General features: G+C 34.7%; 18 protein-coding genes and 1 riboswitch. Of the genes, 5 read left to right on the forward strand and 13 right to left on the reverse strand.

From position 1 onward, the window contains the following. Nucleotides 1-178 precede the first annotated feature (178 nt). Complete coding sequence (locus D8M03_RS12520) at nt 179-883, forward strand: MBOAT family O-acyltransferase (RefSeq protein WP_414674163.1); 705 nt, start codon at nt 179-181, stop codon at nt 881-883. Between the two features lie 11 nt (nt 884-894). Next, on the forward strand, nt 895-1,932 hold the full coding sequence (locus tag D8M03_RS12525; protein ID WP_121215146.1) for a hypothetical protein: 1,038 nt from the start codon (nt 895-897) through the stop codon (nt 1,930-1,932). A 465-nt stretch (nt 1,933-2,397) separates the two neighbouring features. Here D8M03_RS12525 and D8M03_RS12530 read toward each other — a convergent pair whose 3' ends face one another. The 11 genes from D8M03_RS12530 to D8M03_RS12575 form a co-directional block, all read right to left on the reverse strand. Continuing rightward, nucleotides 2,398-2,703: a hypothetical protein gene (locus D8M03_RS12530; RefSeq protein WP_121215147.1), complete on the reverse strand. Its 306-nt coding sequence runs from the start codon at nt 2,701-2,703 to the stop codon at nt 2,398-2,400. Between the two features lie 26 nt (nt 2,704-2,729). Beyond that, on the reverse strand, nt 2,730-2,921 hold the full coding sequence (locus tag D8M03_RS12535) for a hypothetical protein (protein ID WP_121215148.1): 192 nt from the start codon (nt 2,919-2,921) through the stop codon (nt 2,730-2,732). A 151-nt stretch (nt 2,922-3,072) separates the two neighbouring features. Then, a complete protein-coding gene (gene guaA / locus D8M03_RS12540) occupies nt 3,073-4,623 on the reverse strand; it encodes a glutamine-hydrolyzing GMP synthase (protein ID WP_121215150.1) in 1,551 nt (516 codons plus the stop codon). A gap of 118 nt (nt 4,624-4,741) precedes the next feature. Beyond that, nucleotides 4,742-4,845, reverse strand: a riboswitch (purine riboswitch). Nucleotides 4,846-4,874: 29 nt separating this feature from the next. After that, a complete protein-coding gene (locus D8M03_RS12545; RefSeq protein ID WP_121215152.1) occupies nt 4,875-7,067 on the reverse strand; it encodes a transglutaminase TgpA family protein in 2,193 nt (730 codons plus the stop codon). Further along, entirely contained in the window at nt 7,064-8,224 is a 1,161-nt protein-coding gene (locus D8M03_RS12550) for a DUF58 domain-containing protein (protein WP_121215153.1), read from the reverse strand. The genes D8M03_RS12545 and D8M03_RS12550 overlap by 4 nt, the downstream gene beginning before the upstream one ends. Further along, on the reverse strand, nt 8,221-9,165 hold the full coding sequence (locus tag D8M03_RS12555; protein WP_121215155.1) for an AAA family ATPase: 945 nt from the start codon (nt 9,163-9,165) through the stop codon (nt 8,221-8,223). The genes D8M03_RS12550 and D8M03_RS12555 overlap by 4 nt, the downstream gene beginning before the upstream one ends. 282 nt (nt 9,166-9,447) lie before the next feature. After that, nucleotides 9,448-9,573 carry a hypothetical protein gene (locus D8M03_RS17985; RefSeq protein WP_281272160.1) on the reverse strand — a complete coding sequence of 42 codons (126 nt, stop codon included), beginning with the start codon at nt 9,571-9,573 and terminating at the stop codon, nt 9,448-9,450. A gap of 286 nt (nt 9,574-9,859) precedes the next feature. Further along, nucleotides 9,860-10,306, reverse strand: a complete 447-nt coding sequence (locus D8M03_RS12560) for a nitrous oxide reductase accessory protein NosL (RefSeq protein ID WP_170148446.1) — start codon at nt 10,304-10,306, stop codon at nt 9,860-9,862. A gap of 162 nt (nt 10,307-10,468) precedes the next feature. After that, complete coding sequence (locus tag D8M03_RS12565) at nt 10,469-10,810, reverse strand: hypothetical protein (protein WP_121215157.1); 342 nt, start codon at nt 10,808-10,810, stop codon at nt 10,469-10,471. Between the two features lie 179 nt (nt 10,811-10,989). Next, entirely contained in the window at nt 10,990-11,817 is an 828-nt protein-coding gene (gene nadE / locus D8M03_RS12570; protein ID WP_121215158.1) for an ammonia-dependent NAD(+) synthetase, read from the reverse strand. Nucleotides 11,818-11,821: 4 nt separating this feature from the next. Beyond that, nucleotides 11,822-13,297, reverse strand: coding sequence for a nicotinate phosphoribosyltransferase (locus tag D8M03_RS12575; protein WP_121215160.1), 1,476 nt, complete (start codon nt 13,295-13,297; stop codon nt 11,822-11,824). Nucleotides 13,298-13,636: 339 nt separating this feature from the next. Between D8M03_RS12575 and D8M03_RS12580 the strand changes: the two genes are divergently transcribed. The 3 genes from D8M03_RS12580 to D8M03_RS12590 all read left to right on the forward strand — a co-directional run bounded on the left by D8M03_RS12580 (nt 13,637) and on the right by D8M03_RS12590 (nt 16,185). Then, on the forward strand, nt 13,637-14,359 hold the full coding sequence (locus tag D8M03_RS12580; protein WP_121215161.1) for an ABC transporter ATP-binding protein: 723 nt from the start codon (nt 13,637-13,639) through the stop codon (nt 14,357-14,359). Then, on the forward strand, nt 14,356-15,108 hold the full coding sequence (locus D8M03_RS12585; RefSeq protein ID WP_121215162.1) for an ABC transporter permease: 753 nt from the start codon (nt 14,356-14,358) through the stop codon (nt 15,106-15,108). The genes D8M03_RS12580 and D8M03_RS12585 overlap by 4 nt, the downstream gene beginning before the upstream one ends. Before the next feature lie 102 nt (nt 15,109-15,210). After that, complete coding sequence (locus D8M03_RS12590) at nt 15,211-16,185, forward strand: proline dehydrogenase family protein (protein WP_121215163.1); 975 nt, start codon at nt 15,211-15,213, stop codon at nt 16,183-16,185. A gap of 30 nt (nt 16,186-16,215) precedes the next feature. On the opposite strand, the gene D8M03_RS12595 is transcribed toward D8M03_RS12590, so the two are convergent. Both D8M03_RS12595 and D8M03_RS12600 read right to left on the reverse strand, forming a co-directional pair. Continuing rightward, nucleotides 16,216-16,824, reverse strand: a complete 609-nt coding sequence (locus tag D8M03_RS12595) for a response regulator transcription factor (RefSeq protein ID WP_121215165.1) — start codon at nt 16,822-16,824, stop codon at nt 16,216-16,218. Nucleotide 16,825: 1 nt separating this feature from the next. After that, a complete protein-coding gene (locus D8M03_RS12600) occupies nt 16,826-17,953 on the reverse strand; it encodes a sensor histidine kinase (RefSeq protein WP_121215166.1) in 1,128 nt (375 codons plus the stop codon). Between the last annotated feature and the right edge of the window lie 30 nt (nt 17,954-17,983).

Raw genomic sequence — 17,983 nt, forward strand, 5'->3', positions numbered from 1 at the left:
TCGCATTTTACATCACGCAAGTGTCGTAACTATTACTGGTGATTCGTACCGTCTTAAGCAACACCTCGAACCAGTAAACGAGTAATTTTGTACACCCTTAAACAAGCATAAATGTACATATTAACGTTGACATTTATATACAATGCAGCTTTACTTTGACTTTAGTGGCTATTCTGATATGGCAATTGGCTTAGGATTAATGTTTAATATCCGTTTACCATTAAACTTTAATTCGCCTTATAAATCATTAAGTATTCAAGAGTTTTGGCGTCGTTGGCATATGACATTAAATCAGTTTTTAACGAAGTATTTATATTTCCCTTTAGGTGGAAGTAGAAAAGGTGCTATACGAACGTATATCAACATTCTAATTATCTTTGCTGTTAGTGGGATTTGGCATGGTGCTGGATGGACCTTTGTCATTTGGGGAATGTTGCACGGAATTGCTTCTTGTATAAACAGGTTGTGGTCAAAATACGGATTTCGTCTCCCAACATTTTTAGCATGGTTTTTAACATTTAATTTTGTCAATATTGCGTGGGTATTTTTCCGTGCGACTTCAGTGAATCAAGCCATGGAAGTGTTGAGTAGTATGTTTAATGTTAATAATCTACTTTCTTCTAATTACTTAGCACAGCAGTTAATGCTATTCCATACGCCTACTGAATTTTTTGGCCTTTCATTCTCATTAGTGTATTTCATTACATTGATGATGGCATTATGTTTAGGCATTGCATTATTTGCAAAAAACACTTGGGAATTAAGTCAATTGCGCTTCAATTCGGGGCTAGGTGCCGTTTATGTAGCAGCACTTATTACAATAGCGACTTATATTGTGTTTACTAATTTCAGTAGTAGTGAATTTATTTACTTTAACTTTTAGGGGGGCTTCGCATGAACTATAAACAATGGCTTTTAACGACAGCAATTTTAACAACTCTGTTTTGCAGCCCTTTTCTATATATGATTTTTTATAATTACTACGTTGATCCATTATGGAATTTTAATCATCAAAACAAGGCAAATGAAAGCCAAATTGCCTTTGATGAACGCCAATTAAAAGTTAATTATATATCACATCAAAATCAATTTGACTCATTGCTTGTTGGGACAAGCAGGACAACCTATATTAACCAGCACGATTTTAAGGATATGTCGGTGTATAACTTTTCTGCAGGTTCGCTCACTTTAGGCGAGTATGGACCATATATAAGATATGCGACAGAACAGAATAAAAAAGAGTTTGAAACAATCATTTTAGAATTGTATCCAACAGGTAATTTAGACGAAGCATTGGTTAGTAGTTATCCAGAGCCAGAGACTTATTTCGAAACTACGAATGCACCATTGTATTCTATCAAATCATTATTTTCCTTTGATACGTACGAAAAAGCGAAAAACAATGCAAGTGATGAAACCCCAAAAGGATTTCGCATCTATGATCGAAACAATGTTGTCTCCCTAGATACGGTAGATAACAAGACCGTACAATCCAACATTAATAGAGGGTTAAAGAAATTGGGTTCAGTTAAAGAGTCAAAGGATTTAACGGAATACAAAAAGGCGCTTTATGACATTAAAGAAGCCAGTCCTAATAGTAAGTTTATCGTTTATTCTCCACCTTTTTTTCATGAGCGATTGGCGAAAATTTTTAAAAAAGAGGGCGGTATACAACTTTATCGAGATTGGTTAGAAGCATGTATCGAAGTTTTTGATGGTGTCGTGAATTTCACAACGATTAATGATATCTCTTTAAATGTAAATAATTACTTTGATACAAATCATTTTTATCCAAGTACAGGGACATACATTGCGAAAGATATTGTCGCTTTCAACAACGGACACCCTTTACAATATGCGACCTATGTAAATACTGACAATATAGATGCATTTATTGAACAGTTTAGAGAGCAGATGAAGGAATATAGATAACCCCATTTCCATATAAGAGAAATGGGGTTTTTTGAGTACCATTGAAAGACAATTTAACTATAATTTAAAATGATCAATTTGAGAATTCAGCTTTTGAACTGACTCGTTTAACTCTGTTGCAATACTCAATATTTCTTCAGAAGAGGCTGATTGTTCTTCAATTGCTCTGCGATACTTTGTGTACTTCCATTTGTCACTTCAAATGAATTCACCGTTTCATTCGTTGTATCGCGAGAGGTTTCTCCGGTGCAGTTGCTTCTTTTTCCTAAAAATGTTTACTCTAAAAGTCATCCGATAAATCCGTCGCACAATTTTTTTCATCTACGGATCTTTTTTATCTGGGATTATATTTATATGAATCAATAATTAACTATTTTATATTGGATTGGTATCATTATAGTTAAATTTAGCAATGATATAGCATCTTCTTCTGTAAGATAATATGCATTTTTTCACTTAAATCATTTAAAAGGAATCATAATAAATAATTTTTTCATATTTAGGTAAGTTTAACAATGCATGTCTCTCTTTATTTAACTGGATATTTAATCGTTGGCAACCTTCACACTCAGTATATTCTGCTAAATAAGCATCTACTGAAATTACAACAGTTTCATTTTGTATAGCATGTTCTAATATTGCTTGTAAAATATCAGGTGTAAATACGTGGCTTTCAACGATATAAATTCCTTCACCATTTTCAGAACACCCTTCAAAACGCCAGCTATTACGCTGAAAATGATAATTCGTTTGGCAAACCGTACAAATCATAATTATTCTCCATTTCAAATATAAATTTATTTGGAATTAATTACATTCTTTATGTGAATCGGCTCAACTGCTTCTATATCTACTACATTACATTGTGTTTCCATATACTCCTGCCAACGCTTCAACCGCCATATACACATCTCTACATACTTTGGTTTACGACCAATGATTTCTTGATTCAATTTGAAATCGTCAATCAGTTCAATGATTCTGACCATAAAAAAAGACCTCCCATTTTTCATGAATTACATGAATAATGGAAAGTCCTATTTTGACAGTCAATTGTTGCAGGTGAACAAGTAAACGCTCATTCAAACAACCGCTAAACCCTTGATATAACTATGATTGTAGGTTATTAGGTATTAAGTCCTATTCCCACTCAATAGTTGCAGGTGGCTTAGATGTGATATCATACAACACGCGGTTTACGTGTTTTACTTCGTTTACAATGCGTACTGAAATTTTTTCTAGTACATCATATGGGATACGTGCCCAGTCAGAAGTCATACCGTCGATAGATGTTACAGCACGGATACCTACAGCATAATCGTACGTACGTGCATCACCCATAACGCCTACTGAACGGATGTCTGGTAATACAGCGAAGTATTGCCAAATATCGCGATCAAGACCAGCATTTTTAATTTCTTCACGTAAAATGTAGTCTGCTTCTCGAAGGATTTCTAATTTCTCTTCTGTTACTTCACCAAGTACACGGATACCAAGACCAGGACCTGGGAATGGTTGACGCCATACGATTTCTTCAGGAAGGCCAAGCTCTAAACCTAAAGCACGTACTTCATCTTTAAATAATGTATTTAATGGTTCGATTAATTCGAATTTCATATCCTCAGGTAGTCCACCAACATTATGGTGAGATTTAATTGTTTGAGCTGTTGCTGTACCTGATTCGATAATATCTGTATAAAGAGTTCCTTGAGCTAAGAAGTCCATATCTGTTAATTTTGCAGACTCTTCGTCAAATACGTAAATAAATTCGTTACCGATAATTTTACGTTTCTTCTCTGGGTCAGATACACCTTTTAGTTTATTCATGAAACGTTCACGCGCATCGATTTTGATTACTTTCATATCGAAGTCTTCTGTGAAAGTTTTCATTACTTGTTCAACTTCGCCTTTACGGTTTAAGTTGTGATCCACGAACATACATGTTAATTGGTCACCAATTGCTTTGTGAATTAACACTGCTACTACTGATGAGTCTACCCCACCTGATAATGCACAAAGAACTTGTTTGTTTCCAACTTGTTCACGGATTTTTTTAATTTCTAATTCAATGAAGTTTGCCATAGACCAGTCGCCTTTAGCTTGGCAAATATCAAATACAAAGTTACGTAATAAGTCATTTCCATAAACAGAATGACGTACTTCTGGGTGGAATTGAACAGCGTAAAGGTTGCGTTCTACGTTTTGCATTGCAGAAATTGGACAAGATGCACTTGTAGCAATTACTTCAAAGCCTGCTGGTACTTCCGTTACTAAGTCACCATGACTCATCCAAACGATTTGTTCTTTTGGAAGATCTCCGAATAATTTATTGTCTACAGTCACATTGATTTCTGCTTTTCCGTACTCTCTATGGTCTGCACCTTCAACTTTACCGCCTAAAGTATGAGACATTAATTGCATCCCGTAGCAAATACCTAAAATCGGTAAACCTAAATCGAAAATTGCTTCGTCTACTTTGAATGCTTTTTCGTCATAAACTGAGTTTGGACCGCCTGAGAAAATAATCCCAACAGCGTTCATTTCTTTAATTTCTTCAGCTGTAATTGTGTGTGGATGTAGTTCAGAGAACACACCAAATTCACGAATACGGCGAGTAATTAACTGGTTGAATTGGCTACCAAAATCGAGTACGACAATTTTTTCTTGCTCTTTTAATAATGGGGTTGTCACGCTTTACACCTCTTCTATTCTTCTTAAGATGCCTCATATTTGTAAAAAAACGCGTTCAAAAAGAGTTCTTTCTGACGCGTTCATTTTCTAAAGCTATAAAGGCGGGTACACCAAAATACATAACAGCACCCGCCATCATAGATAAGTTATTACTGTGGTAACTTAGTAGAAACATCCGAACCATATTATCGGACCTATATGAAGGCAGCCTATACTTTTTTTCTAAATTTTACTCTTAGTATATACTAAAATCAACTAGTTGCCCGATTGATTAAATATTCCCAACTTTCTTTCATTTGTTCAAAGTCAACATTAGTCGATTCCTTCGCATAGATTGTTTGCTCGTATGCTTTTGTCAATTTCCCCATATGGTTCGTTTCAAAATAACGATCGATTTCTGCTGCAAATGCTTGTAACGTTTGTCCTTCTTGGCGTTTGAAACCTTTCATCTCTAATATTTTGAGCAATTGTAAGTACATTAATTCAAAAGATGACTCATTTAAATGTTTTTTTCCATTCAATTTTACATACACTTTTGGCATCCAACTCTTTCTTTTTACGTAAAGGAACAATAGAGCCCCAACAAGTACGATAAAACTAATGAAAAACACCCATTTATATTCTTTGATGGTTTTCCACAACGCATTATTACCAGCTGATTTTTTTTGTGGTCCATCTTTTTTATCCTCAACTACTTCATCTGGTTCGGTTTCTTCTTCATTTACTGTTAATTCATCCCGTTCTGTTTCAGGAACTTCAATATTATAATCAATCGCTCTTGAATTACTAAATCCAATCGTTGGTTCAAAATTAACCCAACCAACATTCGGAATAAACGCTTCTACCCAGGAGTGAGCATCATTGTTTGTCACTTCATAGGTTTTCATATTACCGTTTGTATCAATTACTTCTCCTCCTGCAAATCCTTTTACCCATCTTGCAGGAATCCCTACTGATCGAAGCATAACGACCATTGAAGTTGAGAAGTTATCGCAATATCCAATCTTTGTTTCAAATAAGAATTGATCCACATAATCTTGCTCTTCAGAAGGGACTGCTACATCGTCTGTATCATAGCGGAAATTGTTTAACCTAAAATACATTTCGATTGCTCGAGCTTGGTCATAAACACTTTCTTCCCCTACAACAACGGATGCCGCCAGTTCTTTCACTCGTTCTGGTAGTGTTTCAGGTAATTGTAAATAACGTTTCGCTAATTCTGGATCTAAATTTTCAAGTGAAGAATCTTTTAAATCACTGTAGAGATAAACAGGTTTACTATAGTCAACAGTATAGTAATTTAACGGCGTTGGTTTCTTATAAGCAAGTGGTGTAATTTTTTCAGAATTATCATCCACTAGAAATTGAATGCCTTCATTTGACTCTGTTACACCCACTGATTTTAAACCATAAGGCTGAACTACAAATTCATGGGGAAAAAGCATCAAGATTGTTGCTTGTTTCGTCCCTTCCTCAGGGCCAATTGGTAATGAATGATTAATATTCATATATGGATCATAAACAGTTGATGCCCCAGCATAATAAGCGGATTTCTCCCAACCTTTTGAAGTATAGACATCTCTTGTTTCTACTCGCCAATATTGCTTTGTTTCAGATTGAGCAGTAAAAACAACTGCATCATCCGCTACAAAAGGTCCACCTAAATTGCTATCGTCATCTCCGTAACCAACTTTCGATACACCTTTTACCCCTTCATCATTTCCACCTTTTCCAGCTGCTGCTTTTAGAAATGGAACTGGATCTGGCCATTGAGGTTCTGCTTTTGGAAGAAATATTGCAGCTATTCCTGAAAGCCCGATAAGAAGTATAACTGGTATGATTAGTTTCAAATAGTGTGACCAATCTACCTTTATATCCGAATTAACAATTAATCGTTTCAAAAATAGAAATGCAATAGTTACTAACCCTAGCAAGATAATTTTGATTATGGCATATGTTCCGTTGTACTCTGTAAATGTATCTAAAGTACCTACAAATAGTACTGTAAGAACAAGGAAATAAAAAATTGACATCCGTACGGTAATCCAATGGTGGATTAAATAAATTAACATCCATATAAGGATTAAAAATAATAATGTTCTAAACGGATCTGTCACATCTATCCAATTCGCTTGGAGTAGCAAGGTTATATTCGCATTAAGTTCGGCTATTAAAAAGTGGATTCCCTCACCAGATAAAATCGAATATCCACTATACACATAAACAATGAACCAGCCAATATAAATTAGTTTAAGAGCCATCGAAATAACAAAATGAATCCGGAAAAGACTTAAAAGTAGAGATAGCGCAATGAAAAGTAAAATAAGATTCATATGCCCTGTCCCCGTTAATTCCATGATAGGAATAAGCCATTCCCTTAAAATGATAAAAACAATACCATAATAAATTGCTATCTCAATTAGATTAAAATCGTTTTTTTTCACGGCTTCATCACCTCCGTGAAGGCTTGTTCGAACTTTCCTTTTGATAGTGGGATTACCTTAACATTGGAAATGCTTCTATTGTGCTTTTCTTTATTTGTTACTTCAAAGCAAACAACCCCGCGAGTAAAGTTAGAACTTTTTGCGAAAAATTGTTTTAATTGTTCCGTAATTTCACCTGTAACAATAATTAATGCAGCAGAGTTAATGAATCCTACTTTATTCGCCAATACCGCTTCAACGGATTGGTTAGGAGTAGGTTGAGTTGTTGCTAAATGCTGCATCACTTTTTCCAACTGGTTGTGGTTTTTTATTTTTGGAAAATAGTAATCCTTTTTGCCCGTAGACAAAAATGAAATATCACCATGATTTTTAACAACACTTGTAACGATTGAGGCAGCTAAATCTACTACATCGTCAAAGTTTTTCTCCGATGATTGATCCAACACAAGCATCAGTTCTTGCGTTTGTCGATCTTCAAATTCTTTCGTACGAAGCGTTTCACTTTTAGCAAAGGACTTCCAATGAATCCAAGAAAACTTATCTCCCGCTTGATAATCCCTTACCCCATTCACTAACGTTGAGTCTTTTACCATTGAAAAGGGAGCATTCATATTGCCATACTCAAACTGAAATTGGAATGGTTTATATTTGATCTCTGATATTTTCGGATATACGAGGATAGTTTTATTTTCTTCAATAAATTTATTCCGTATTGTCCATCCAAAAAAATCAGTTATTGTAACGTGTAAGCCATTAAAGTGGATAGCACCGCGCTCAACATTTTGAAGGTCGTATGCCCATTCAAATTTTCTTTTCCAACCAGCGATAAAAATTTGACTTGGTCCAGTAGTTGAACCTAACTCTTTGACCGTTAAAAAAACAAACGGAAACCAAGATTTATTTTGAAAACTGATTGTCACGGAAGCAGAATCACCGCGATGAAGTTTAGAAGGTTTGATTTCACGCCGCACTTCCCCTATATGTATTGGTGCAAAGGAAAGTAATAAAGAATATAATAAAAATGGGCTTATCGAGTAAAAAAGAAACCAGCTGACAAAGCCACCTTGGAACATCGCATAGCTAAATGTAACTGCAATTAAAAAAAGTAAGACGATGAATCGACCACCACCGCCTAAAATACGTTTAACCTTCTTCATTGTTCGGCATACCTTTTGATGGGAATAACAGATTTTGAAATGATTCGTTCTAATATGTCTTCTGTTGTTATCCCTTCATATCGTGCTTCTGGTCTTAAAATAATGCGATGTCCGAAAACAAAAGGCGCTAAATACTGAACATCATCTGGTTTTACATAATCTCGATCTTGCATTTTCGCATAGGCTTGAGAAGCTTTCATCAAGGCAATCGATGCACGAGGACTTACTCCTAAATAGATTTCGGAAACGTTTCTCGTTGCTCTTGCTAATTGAACGATATAACTTTTCACTGAATCTTCCACGTATACTTCTTTTACTTCATCTTGTAATTTTAACAATTCATCAAGCGTGATAACTGGTGTTAAATCAAAAATTGGCTGCGTTTTCTCAGCCCGACGTAACACTTCAATTTCTTCTTGTGCGTTTGGATAACCCATTTTAATTTTTAATAAAAACCGATCCAGTTGTGCTTCCGGTAACGGATATGTACCTTCATACTCAATTGGGTTTTGTGTAGCCATAACAAAGAAAGGTTTCCCAATATCTAACGTTTCTCCATCAATTGTCACCGACGCTTCTTCCATACTTTCTAACAAAGCAGATTGCGTTTTGGGAGATGTACGATTTATTTCGTCAGCTAAAATGATATTCCCCATAATCGGCCCAGGTCGAAATTCAAATTGCAGTGTTTTTGGATTATATATTGATACACCAATTACGTCAGAAGGTAATAAATCGGGAGTAAATTGAATTCTCTTAAACTCCGCACCTACAGATTTGGCAAGGGCTTTGACCATCATCGTTTTGCCGACACCTGGTACATCCTCTAATAATACGTGCCCTCCTGCAAGAAGTGCCACAACACTCAACTCAGCGACTTCCCGTTTACCTATCATGACTTTTTCTATATTTTCAATGATTGTTTCAATCTGTTTATGCATTAAAAAACCTCCTAGACGAGCAACAAAAGTCAGAATATACACACAAAAATACAATTCAAGCATAAACGAAAAATGAAGCTGAATACAACTAATAGCAACCTTGCTACGTTAAAAAATTGTATTGTTTTGGAAATATTGGGTTACGACCGATTTTGTGGATTTTTGTTTCCTTCAGGGTGGATGAAGACGGATATCTCTCAGATTAAGTGATATTTTCGTTTTCATCGTGCTTATGAAGACGATTTTCTCTTAATTTCACTATTATTTTTGTATTCATCACGGTTATGAATACCGTTTTCCACCGATTTCACTGTCATTTTCGTTTTCATCACGCTTATGAATACCGTTTTCCACCAATTTCACTGTCATTTTCGTTTTCATCACGCTTATCATTTTTGTTTTCATCATGCTTAAGAAGATCCTTTCTCCCCAATCTCGCAAAATTACGAAAACCATCCGTTATTACAAAATAAAAATAGGGCTGTCCAGTAAGTGTAAAATTTACCGAACAGCCTTCTTCTCTTATAGTAAATATTCAAGCTTAAGCTTTGCTCCTGCGTTGGTCCTACCATCCTTGCACAGAAGAAATGTTCCTGCGGTAGTAGAAATAAATTTCCACTATCCTCGTCACAAATGGAGTGTCTCAAAACAAGTTTTCAGACACTCCACTTTCTACCTCATCCTATTTCAATGACTAATGATTATGAACTCCCCAATCAAAATCATGTAAATCATCATACGTTAATAACTCGCCAATCTCTTGCTCTTCCACCCATTTTTCTGCTGATTTTTTAGAGTCAAATGCAATTACACCATAATTCATTGGAGTTGAATTTGTTTCTGCGTATACATATGTAGCTTTTTCAGCATTTACCCATTTCTTTTTTGATACATCCATTACAAAAGCAGCACTCACTTCAGATGAATCGATGTCCATCATATATTCCATTAAGCAGCCAATATCATCAAACACCTCTTGCTCCCCATTATCCTTTACGAGTTGAGCAGCATATTTTACATCTGTTAATCCCATATTGCACGCCTTACATACATCATTTGAACTAATTTCCCGTGGTTTATCTGATGAACAAGCTGAAAGAATCAATAATAAACCAACAACAATCATCCATCTCCACTTCATCCATGTACGCCCCTTTATCATATTAAACACTCCTATGAAACCCCATCAATTGTTGTTTCACATCATAACGATAATATATATATTTTTAAAGGAATCAATATATACCGAATCTCAAATGAAAAAAACACCTCAATTCATTTGAGGTGTTCCTAGATTTTTCAATTATATAGAAGTTCGGTAAATGCTTATTCTCGCTTTTCTTTTATAGGCAGCATTGATTTTTATTGCCCGTTCTAATAGGCTATTCCGCATAGTTGCTGCTGTATCAGCATCTAGATGCAGTCCCCTTACAAAAAATTTGTTTTGCGTTCTTTTTAATTTTCTTTTTTTATCGAGACTTGTAGATTGTCTATTGTTCCCTTGCTCTTGCTGTTGACCCCTTTGTTGACGCCCTCGACTCTCATTTTCTTGCATCGTTCGATAAAATAACTCGTTGGAATGTAAATATTGTCTTGAGTTTTTAAAGATACTACTAGGGACAGATTGGACACGAGTTGTTCTCATAAGCACTTACCCCCCTTTTATATAACTATATACCTACCTTTAACTAATACATCGGTATATTCGTTTTACTTCTTAAGCCTACAAAACTAAATTATTTACAATTTTTATTAAATATTTTGATTCTAAAAGAAAAAGTGTAGAAAAAAGGAATAAATCCTCTTTCTACACTATATGCAACATCATTTCCAAAAATCATCAAAAATAGTAATTGGTAAGTTTCTTTTATGTTGTGACCTTAAATAATGACCTTCAATAATAGTTTTTGCTTCCTCTGGGATTTCCTTACCCTCTAAATAGTCGTCGATTAACTCATAGGAAACACCTAATGCAGTTTCATCAGGCAGTGCAGGTCGTTCCTCTTCTAAATCGGCAGTAGGTGTTTTTAGATATAAATGCTCTGGACAACCTAAATAAGCTAAAATTTGTTTTCCTTGACGCTTATTTAATCGGAATATTGGAGTTAAATCTACCCCGCCATCTCCATACTTAGTGTAAAAACCAGTAATCGCTTCAGCTGCATGATCCGTACCTACCACAACCGCATTTTTCATAGCTGCGATGGAATATTGTACTTTCATTCTCTCGCGGGCTTTTTCATTTCCTTTTGCAAAGTCACTTAGTTCGATTCCAGCATCCAAAAGGGATTGAACACTTGCATCTACTGCTGCTTTAATATTGATTTCAAACACTTTTGTTGGTTGTATAAATGTAAGCGCGTCTTGGCAGTCTTGTTCATCTGCTTGAACACCATATGGAAGGCGAATGGCAAAAGTGGAATATTTCGCTTCTCCTACTTCTTCATTCAACTCATCTACCGCAATTTGAACAAGCTTTCCTGTTAAGGTTGAGTCTTGGCCACCACTAATCGCAATGACAAAGCCTTTTAAAAATGAATGCTTTTTTGCATATTCCTTCAAGAACTCAACGGATTTTCGAACTTCTTCTTCCGGGTTAATCTTTGGCAAAACTTTCAATTCGTCAATAATTCGTTGTTGTAGAGTACCCATACAATCACTCCTCACCGAACTCGATATTGTGCACCATGTTTCTTACTTCTTCAATATTACGCATTTTGTTATCCCAACATTTTTGACTTAAATCTACTGGGTATTCTTCAGGGTTTAGTGAACGTTTATATTCTTCCCATAAAAGTTCCAGATTGTCAGTTGCATACTGTTTCATTTCCAGTACAGATGGGCTTTCATATACAATTTGACCTTTATCTATTACTTTTTGATGCAATTCTTTTGCTTCAAAATTAGTAACAAACTTTGAGATAAATGTGTGAACTGGATGGAACATTTTAAGGCGCTTTTCCTCTTGCGGATTTTCATCAGCCATCACGATATAATCGCCTTCTGCTTTCCCATTCTCGCGATTAATAATGCGATATACTTTCTTCAATCCAGGAGTTGAAACCTTCTCAGCATTCCCTGTAATTTTAATCGTATCTTCCATTTCTCCATGTTCATTTTCAATCGATACTAATTTATATACAGCACCTAATGCAGGTTGATCATAGGCAGTAATTAATTTTGTCCCAATTCCCCATGAATCCACCTTTGCACCTTGGGCAATTAAGTTAAGTATTGTATATTCATCCAAATCGTTTGATACGATAATTTTTGCATTTGGGAATCCAGCTTCATCTAGCATTCTTCTTGCTTCTTTTGATAAAAACGCTATATCCCCACTATCTAATCTAATGCCGATAAAATTAATTTTGTCTCCTAATTCTTTTGCTACTCGGATGGCATTAGGAACGCCGGATTTTAATGTGTTATAAGTATCTACTAAAAATACACAGTCTTTATGACGTTTTGCATAAGAATGAAAAGCTTCATATTCATCTTTATAAGCTTGTACTAAAGAGTGTGCATGTGTTCCGGATACAGGAATATCGAAAATCTTACCTGCACGTACATTAGAAGTTGAATCAAATCCTCCAATAACCGCTGCACGTGCTCCCCAAATTGCCGCATCCATCTCTTGCGCTCGACGTGCTCCAAACTCTGCTAAACCATCATTTTTAGTAATTTGCTTTATTCTACTTGCTTTCGTAGCAATTAACGTTTGATAATTGACAATATTTAATAAGGCCGTTTCAATTAATTGAGCTTCTACAAGTGGTGCCTCCACTCTTAGAATAGGTTCATTTGCAAAAACCAGTTCTCCTTCAACCATTGAATAGACTGAACCAGTAAATTTTAAATTTCGTAAATACTCAATAAAGTCCTCTTTATATCCTAGATTTTCAGTTAAATAAGTAATATCCGATTGTGAAAAACTGAAATCACGTAAATATTCTAAAATTCGCTCTAACCCTGCAAATATGGCATATCCATTTCCAAATGGAAGCTTTCTAAAATATAATTCAAAAACGGCTTTTCGTTCATGAATACCGTCAGCCCAATAGCTTTCTGCCATATTTATTTGGTATAAATCAGTGTGTAGAGTCAAGCTATCATCAGCATAATTCGATTTCATTTTTGCCCCTTCTTCCAGTTTCATAATTAGTCATAGTATACACTATTTACTAAATTCAGGTATTGTTTAAACACTTTAAATATTGTGTATAGTTCCATTATTAGTTGATTTATAATTACAAAATTTAACTGATAAGGTAGTCTTATGTATAGTTTTCTGTCTACAGGGGAAAAATACATTACACTAGTCTTCTCCCCCTTTTAAGACTAGAAGTAAGTTGTTGCTAACTCTTGTTCCATTTCATGAGTTAGCTTTTTTTATGATGTCTCCATTCTAATAAATTTATAGATTTAAGCGAAATCGTTATAATAAAGATATACTTTAGTTTAGGAGAATTTCATGATACCAGCTATAAAATTTGAAAATGTATGTTATGAAAAAGATGAGCTGTCAATTTTAAATAATATTAATGGAGTATTTAATAAAGGGAAAATTACTACTCTTGTCGGGCCTTCAGGAGCTGGGAAAACAACATTACTTAAATTATGTAATGGTCTCTATTCAGCTACTTCAGGTGAAATCTATATTCAAGACAATCCAATTCATTCATATGAACCGACTACACTTCGTAGGAAGGTTGGAATTGTTTTACAAAGTGCACCTATCATAAGAGGCACAGTCTACAAAAATTTAGCATTACCTTTCACATTACAAAATAAAAAGCTTCCAGAGAATGAAGCCATAAAGTTTTTAAATGATGTTGGCCTCAATGAATCTTTTTTACATAGACAAGCAGAGGATTTGTCTGGTGGTCAGCGTCAAAAGGTTTCCATTGCGCGCACCTTAATCAATCAACCGGAAGTTTTATTATTAGATGAAATTACCTCTGCACTCGATCCTACTTCTGTAAATGAAATTGAACAACTTATATTAAAAATTAATCAAAAATATGATGTAACAATCATTTGGATTACCCACAATATTGAACAAGCGAAACGAGTTGGAGATTATACATGGGTTATGATGGAGGGGCAATTAATAGAAAGTGGAGAGACAAATATTTTATGGACGAACACAAATAAACTGATTCAAAATTTTGTCTCCGGAGTAACAGAAGCATGAGTTATACAACATTATCTTTAACCCTAATTTTTGTCCTTATCCCATTAGTCTTATCAAAATCGCTTAAATTAGATCTTGAAAAAGATACGATTATAGCAACGGTCCGATCCATTATTCAATTATTAATCGTTGGGTATATATTAAAATTTGTATTTGAAACCGAAAGCATTATTTATATTTTGTTAATGATTACATTAATGATTGTTGCAGCAACGTTAAATGCTAGAAAAAAAGGGAAAGCTATCAAAGGAATCACATGGAAGATTGCACTTACGCTAATCGTAGTAGAAGTTGTGACACAAGGAATTTTAATTGGTCTTCATATAATACCAGCTACAGCTCAGTACATTATTCCTATTAGTGGCATGCTTATTGGGAATTCTATGGTGTTATCGATATTATTTTTAAATCGATTTACTGCAGAAGTTGAAAGTAGCCGCGATCAAATCGAGCTAGTTCTCTCTCTTGGAGGTACACCCAAACAAGCAATTCATACTCAATTAACAAATGCCATTAAAGCGAGTATGATTCCAACCATTGAGAGTCAAAAAACAATTGGGCTTGTTCAACTACCTGGTATGATGAGTGGTCAAATAATAGGAGGTGCCGATCCCGTCCAAGCAGTCCAATTCCAAATCCTAATCATTTTTGGATTATTAACAACTGCTGCTCTTTCAAGTATAATCGTTGGATTTTTAAGTTATCCTACATTATTTAATGAACGTATGCAAATAATTAAAAATGTATAATAGAGAAAAAATCGTAATATTTAAAGTATTTGCAATTCACTTCTAGCAATTTCACGTATGTTATAATAAGTTTAACTTAAAAAAAGAAATGAGGTACCTATTATGCCAATATTAAGAGATTTCTTCTATAACTTATCCGAAAATCAACTTTTAAACAGCGCAGCTCAGAAGTATGGTCTTAGACTTGGTGCCCAAAGTGTAGTAGCTGGTACAAATATTCCTGAAGTAATTCAAAGTATTAAAGAATTAAACGCACAAGGAATCTCTTGTACTGTAGACAATCTTGGAGAATTCGTTTACGAAAAATCTGAAGCGATTAAAGCGAAAGATCAAATTCTTGAAGTAATTGAAGCAATTCATGAAAATGACGTGGATGCTCATATTTCCCTTAAACCTTCTCAATTAGGTTTAGATATTGATTATGATTTCTGCTATGACAACTTAGAAGAAATTGTTGCATTAGCAGCTCGATATAATATGCACATTAATATTGATATGGAGAACTATGCACGCCTTCAACCGTCATTTGATTTATTAGATCAACTTTCATTAAAATACGATAATGTTGGTACAGTAATTCAAGCATATTTCTTCAATGCAAAAGAAAATATTGAAAAATATAAAAACTACCGTTTACGTATCGTAAAAGGTGCTTATAAAGAACCAGCAGATGTAGCTTACCAAGATAAGCACGATATCGACTTAAACTTTATCGATCTAATTGAGTATCACTTACTACATGGTAAATTTACATCAATTGCAACACATGACCATAACATCATTAATCATGTAAAACAATTTGTAAAAGACCATAACATTCCAAATGATAAATTTGAGTTCCAAATGCTTTATGGATTCCGTAAAGAAATGCAACTTGAACTTGCAAAAGAAGGCTACAACTTCTGTACGTACGTTCCATTTGGTAGCGACTGGTACGGTTACTTCATGCGTCGCTTAGCAGAACGTCCACAAAACTTAAACCTTGTGACAAAACAAGTATTTACGAAGAAAACAAATACAGTACTAGGCGTTGCTGCAGCAGCATTTATTTTAGGACGATTAACTAAAAAGAAATAAATAAAAATGGATGGCTCCTCGCCATCCATTTTATTTATTCCAACCCTTTTCCTTAAACCTAGAAATCGCTTCGATTCGATTGCCTACGCCTAATTTATCTAAAATAGTAGAGATATAATTTCGCACTGTACCTGCAGATAAAAATAACTCTGCGGCAATTTCTTTCGTTGTTTTTCCTTCAGCAACAAGTTCTAACACTTGGCTTTCTCGTTCTGTTAATGGATTTTCGCTATCATCTTCATAAACAAAATCTACTAATTCCGGTGCATAAATACGTCGTCCATCCATTATAACCCGAATAGAATTCACAAGTTCTTCAATCGGGCTATCCTTTAATAGATAACCGCGCACCCCCGCTTTTCGTGCACGTTCAAAATATCCTGGTCTTGCAAAAGTTGTTAAGATAATCACTTTACAATCAGTTTCTTCATGTAATTCTTCAGCTGCATCTAAGCCCGTTTTTACAGGCATTTCAATATCCATTATACATATATCAGGCTGATGTTCTTTGACTAATTGAACTGCTTCTTCACCGTTTTTTGCAAGTCCTACCACTTCCATATCTTCTTCCATATTAAGAAGTGATTTCATTGCACCAAGTAACATGCCTTGGTCTTCAGCAATGACAATTCGTATCATTTCACTCATTTCCTTTCTGGTGTGTAATGGCTAGCGGTACACTAATATGAAGCTTCGAACCTTTCTTACTTTCAATTTTAAGTGAGCCGTTAATAAATTCCAAACGTTCCTGCATCCCTTTTAATCCATTTCCTGTAATATTTAGTTTATCATTAAATCCTTTGCCGTCATCTATAATGCAAATGGAAATTTCGTTATAAGTTCTTTTAATCGAAATTTTACATTTTTTTGCTCCACTATGCTTTACAACATTCGTGATGGCTTCTTTTAAGCACATACTTAGAACATTTTCAATTAATACAGGGATGTTTAAATCTGATGCATCTCCACTTACTTCAAGGTCAATTTGAGCAGCCTTTAATATTTGTTCAACTCTAATAATCTCTTCTTGCAATTTGACAGCACGCATATCCGCGACAAGTTCACGAACTTCTTTTAATGCTATGCTCGCCGTTTGACGAATATCTTTAATTTCTTGTAACGCTTGTTCAGGATTTTTTGTCACTAAACGACTTGCTAAATCACTCTTTAATCCAATCATCGATAGCTTTTGACCTAATGTATCATGAAGGTCTCTCGCGATTCGTTGGCGTTCCTCATGAATAATCAGTTCCTCAATGCGCTCCTTAGCATTTTCAAGTTCGCCTTCTAAATTTTCTCTTTTATTTCGGCTGTATAAAGTAAATGGAAGTAGTACAACTCCAATTACCGTAATGATAATAAAAGGCGTTTGCGATAGAAACAAATGTAAATCAATAAAATAACCGGCAACAATCGATACAACAGTAAATCCAATATGCAATCCATACATGATAAAGAATCCAACAGTATTTCGAATATTGCCAATAAAGAATGCGGTAAATAATGACAAATAAATATAGCCAAACATTAAGGTCATGGCAATATTTAATACCATTTCAAAACTAACCCACATATAGACAAGGCCATTTTGTGATTTAAAAGAAAAGCGATGAGATAAGAAATACAGTAATATCAAGACTATTCCGATTGTAATTTGAACAAAGGAAAATGATCGAATGATAAAATAAAAGGGCATAATACAAAAAATAATCCAAACATAAATACTAACCCACGGATTTTTCGGTAAAATTGTATACCAACTTTGCATGGTTTTCCTCGCTGAATTCATAAATTTTCT

It is taken from the genome of Ureibacillus endophyticus, from assembly GCF_003628435.1.
GTDB lineage: Bacteria > Bacillota > Bacilli > Bacillales_A > Planococcaceae > Ureibacillus > Ureibacillus endophyticus.

What these genes read in the sequence shown, in the direction of transcription:
- D8M03_RS12520 (WP_414674163.1), top strand. Translation starts at nt 179, where the DNA reads ATGGCAATTGGCTTAGGATTAATGTTTAATATCCGTTTACCATTAAAC.
- D8M03_RS12525 (WP_121215146.1), top strand. Translation starts at nt 895, where the DNA reads ATGAACTATAAACAATGGCTTTTAACGACAGCAATTTTAACAACTCTG.
- D8M03_RS12530 (WP_121215147.1), bottom strand. Translation starts at nt 2,703, where the DNA reads ATGATTTGTACGGTTTGCCAAACGAATTATCATTTTCAGCGTAATAGC.
- D8M03_RS12535 (WP_121215148.1), bottom strand. Translation starts at nt 2,921, where the DNA reads ATGGTCAGAATCATTGAACTGATTGACGATTTCAAATTGAATCAAGAA.
- D8M03_RS12550 (WP_121215153.1), bottom strand. Translation starts at nt 8,224, where the DNA reads ATGAAGAAGGTTAAACGTATTTTAGGCGGTGGTGGTCGATTCATCGTC.
- D8M03_RS12555 (WP_121215155.1), bottom strand. Translation starts at nt 9,165, where the DNA reads ATGCATAAACAGATTGAAACAATCATTGAAAATATAGAAAAAGTCATG.
- D8M03_RS17985 (WP_281272160.1), bottom strand. Translation starts at nt 9,573, where the DNA reads ATGATGAAAACAAAAATGATAAGCGTGATGAAAACGAAAATGACAGTG.
- D8M03_RS12560 (WP_170148446.1), bottom strand. Translation starts at nt 10,306, where the DNA reads ATGAAGTGGAGATGGATGATTGTTGTTGGTTTATTATTGATTCTTTCA.
- D8M03_RS12565 (WP_121215157.1), bottom strand. Translation starts at nt 10,810, where the DNA reads ATGAGAACAACTCGTGTCCAATCTGTCCCTAGTAGTATCTTTAAAAAC.
- nadE (WP_121215158.1), bottom strand. Translation starts at nt 11,817, where the DNA reads ATGGGTACTCTACAACAACGAATTATTGACGAATTGAAAGTTTTGCCA.
- D8M03_RS12575 (WP_121215160.1), bottom strand. Translation starts at nt 13,297, where the DNA reads ATGAAATCGAATTATGCTGATGATAGCTTGACTCTACACACTGATTTA.
- D8M03_RS12580 (WP_121215161.1), top strand. Translation starts at nt 13,637, where the DNA reads ATGATACCAGCTATAAAATTTGAAAATGTATGTTATGAAAAAGATGAG.
- D8M03_RS12585 (WP_121215162.1), top strand. Translation starts at nt 14,356, where the DNA reads ATGAGTTATACAACATTATCTTTAACCCTAATTTTTGTCCTTATCCCA.
- D8M03_RS12590 (WP_121215163.1), top strand. Translation starts at nt 15,211, where the DNA reads ATGCCAATATTAAGAGATTTCTTCTATAACTTATCCGAAAATCAACTT.
- D8M03_RS12595 (WP_121215165.1), bottom strand. Translation starts at nt 16,824, where the DNA reads ATGATACGAATTGTCATTGCTGAAGACCAAGGCATGTTACTTGGTGCA.
- D8M03_RS12600 (WP_121215166.1), bottom strand. Translation starts at nt 17,953, where the DNA reads ATGCAAAGTTGGTATACAATTTTACCGAAAAATCCGTGGGTTAGTATT.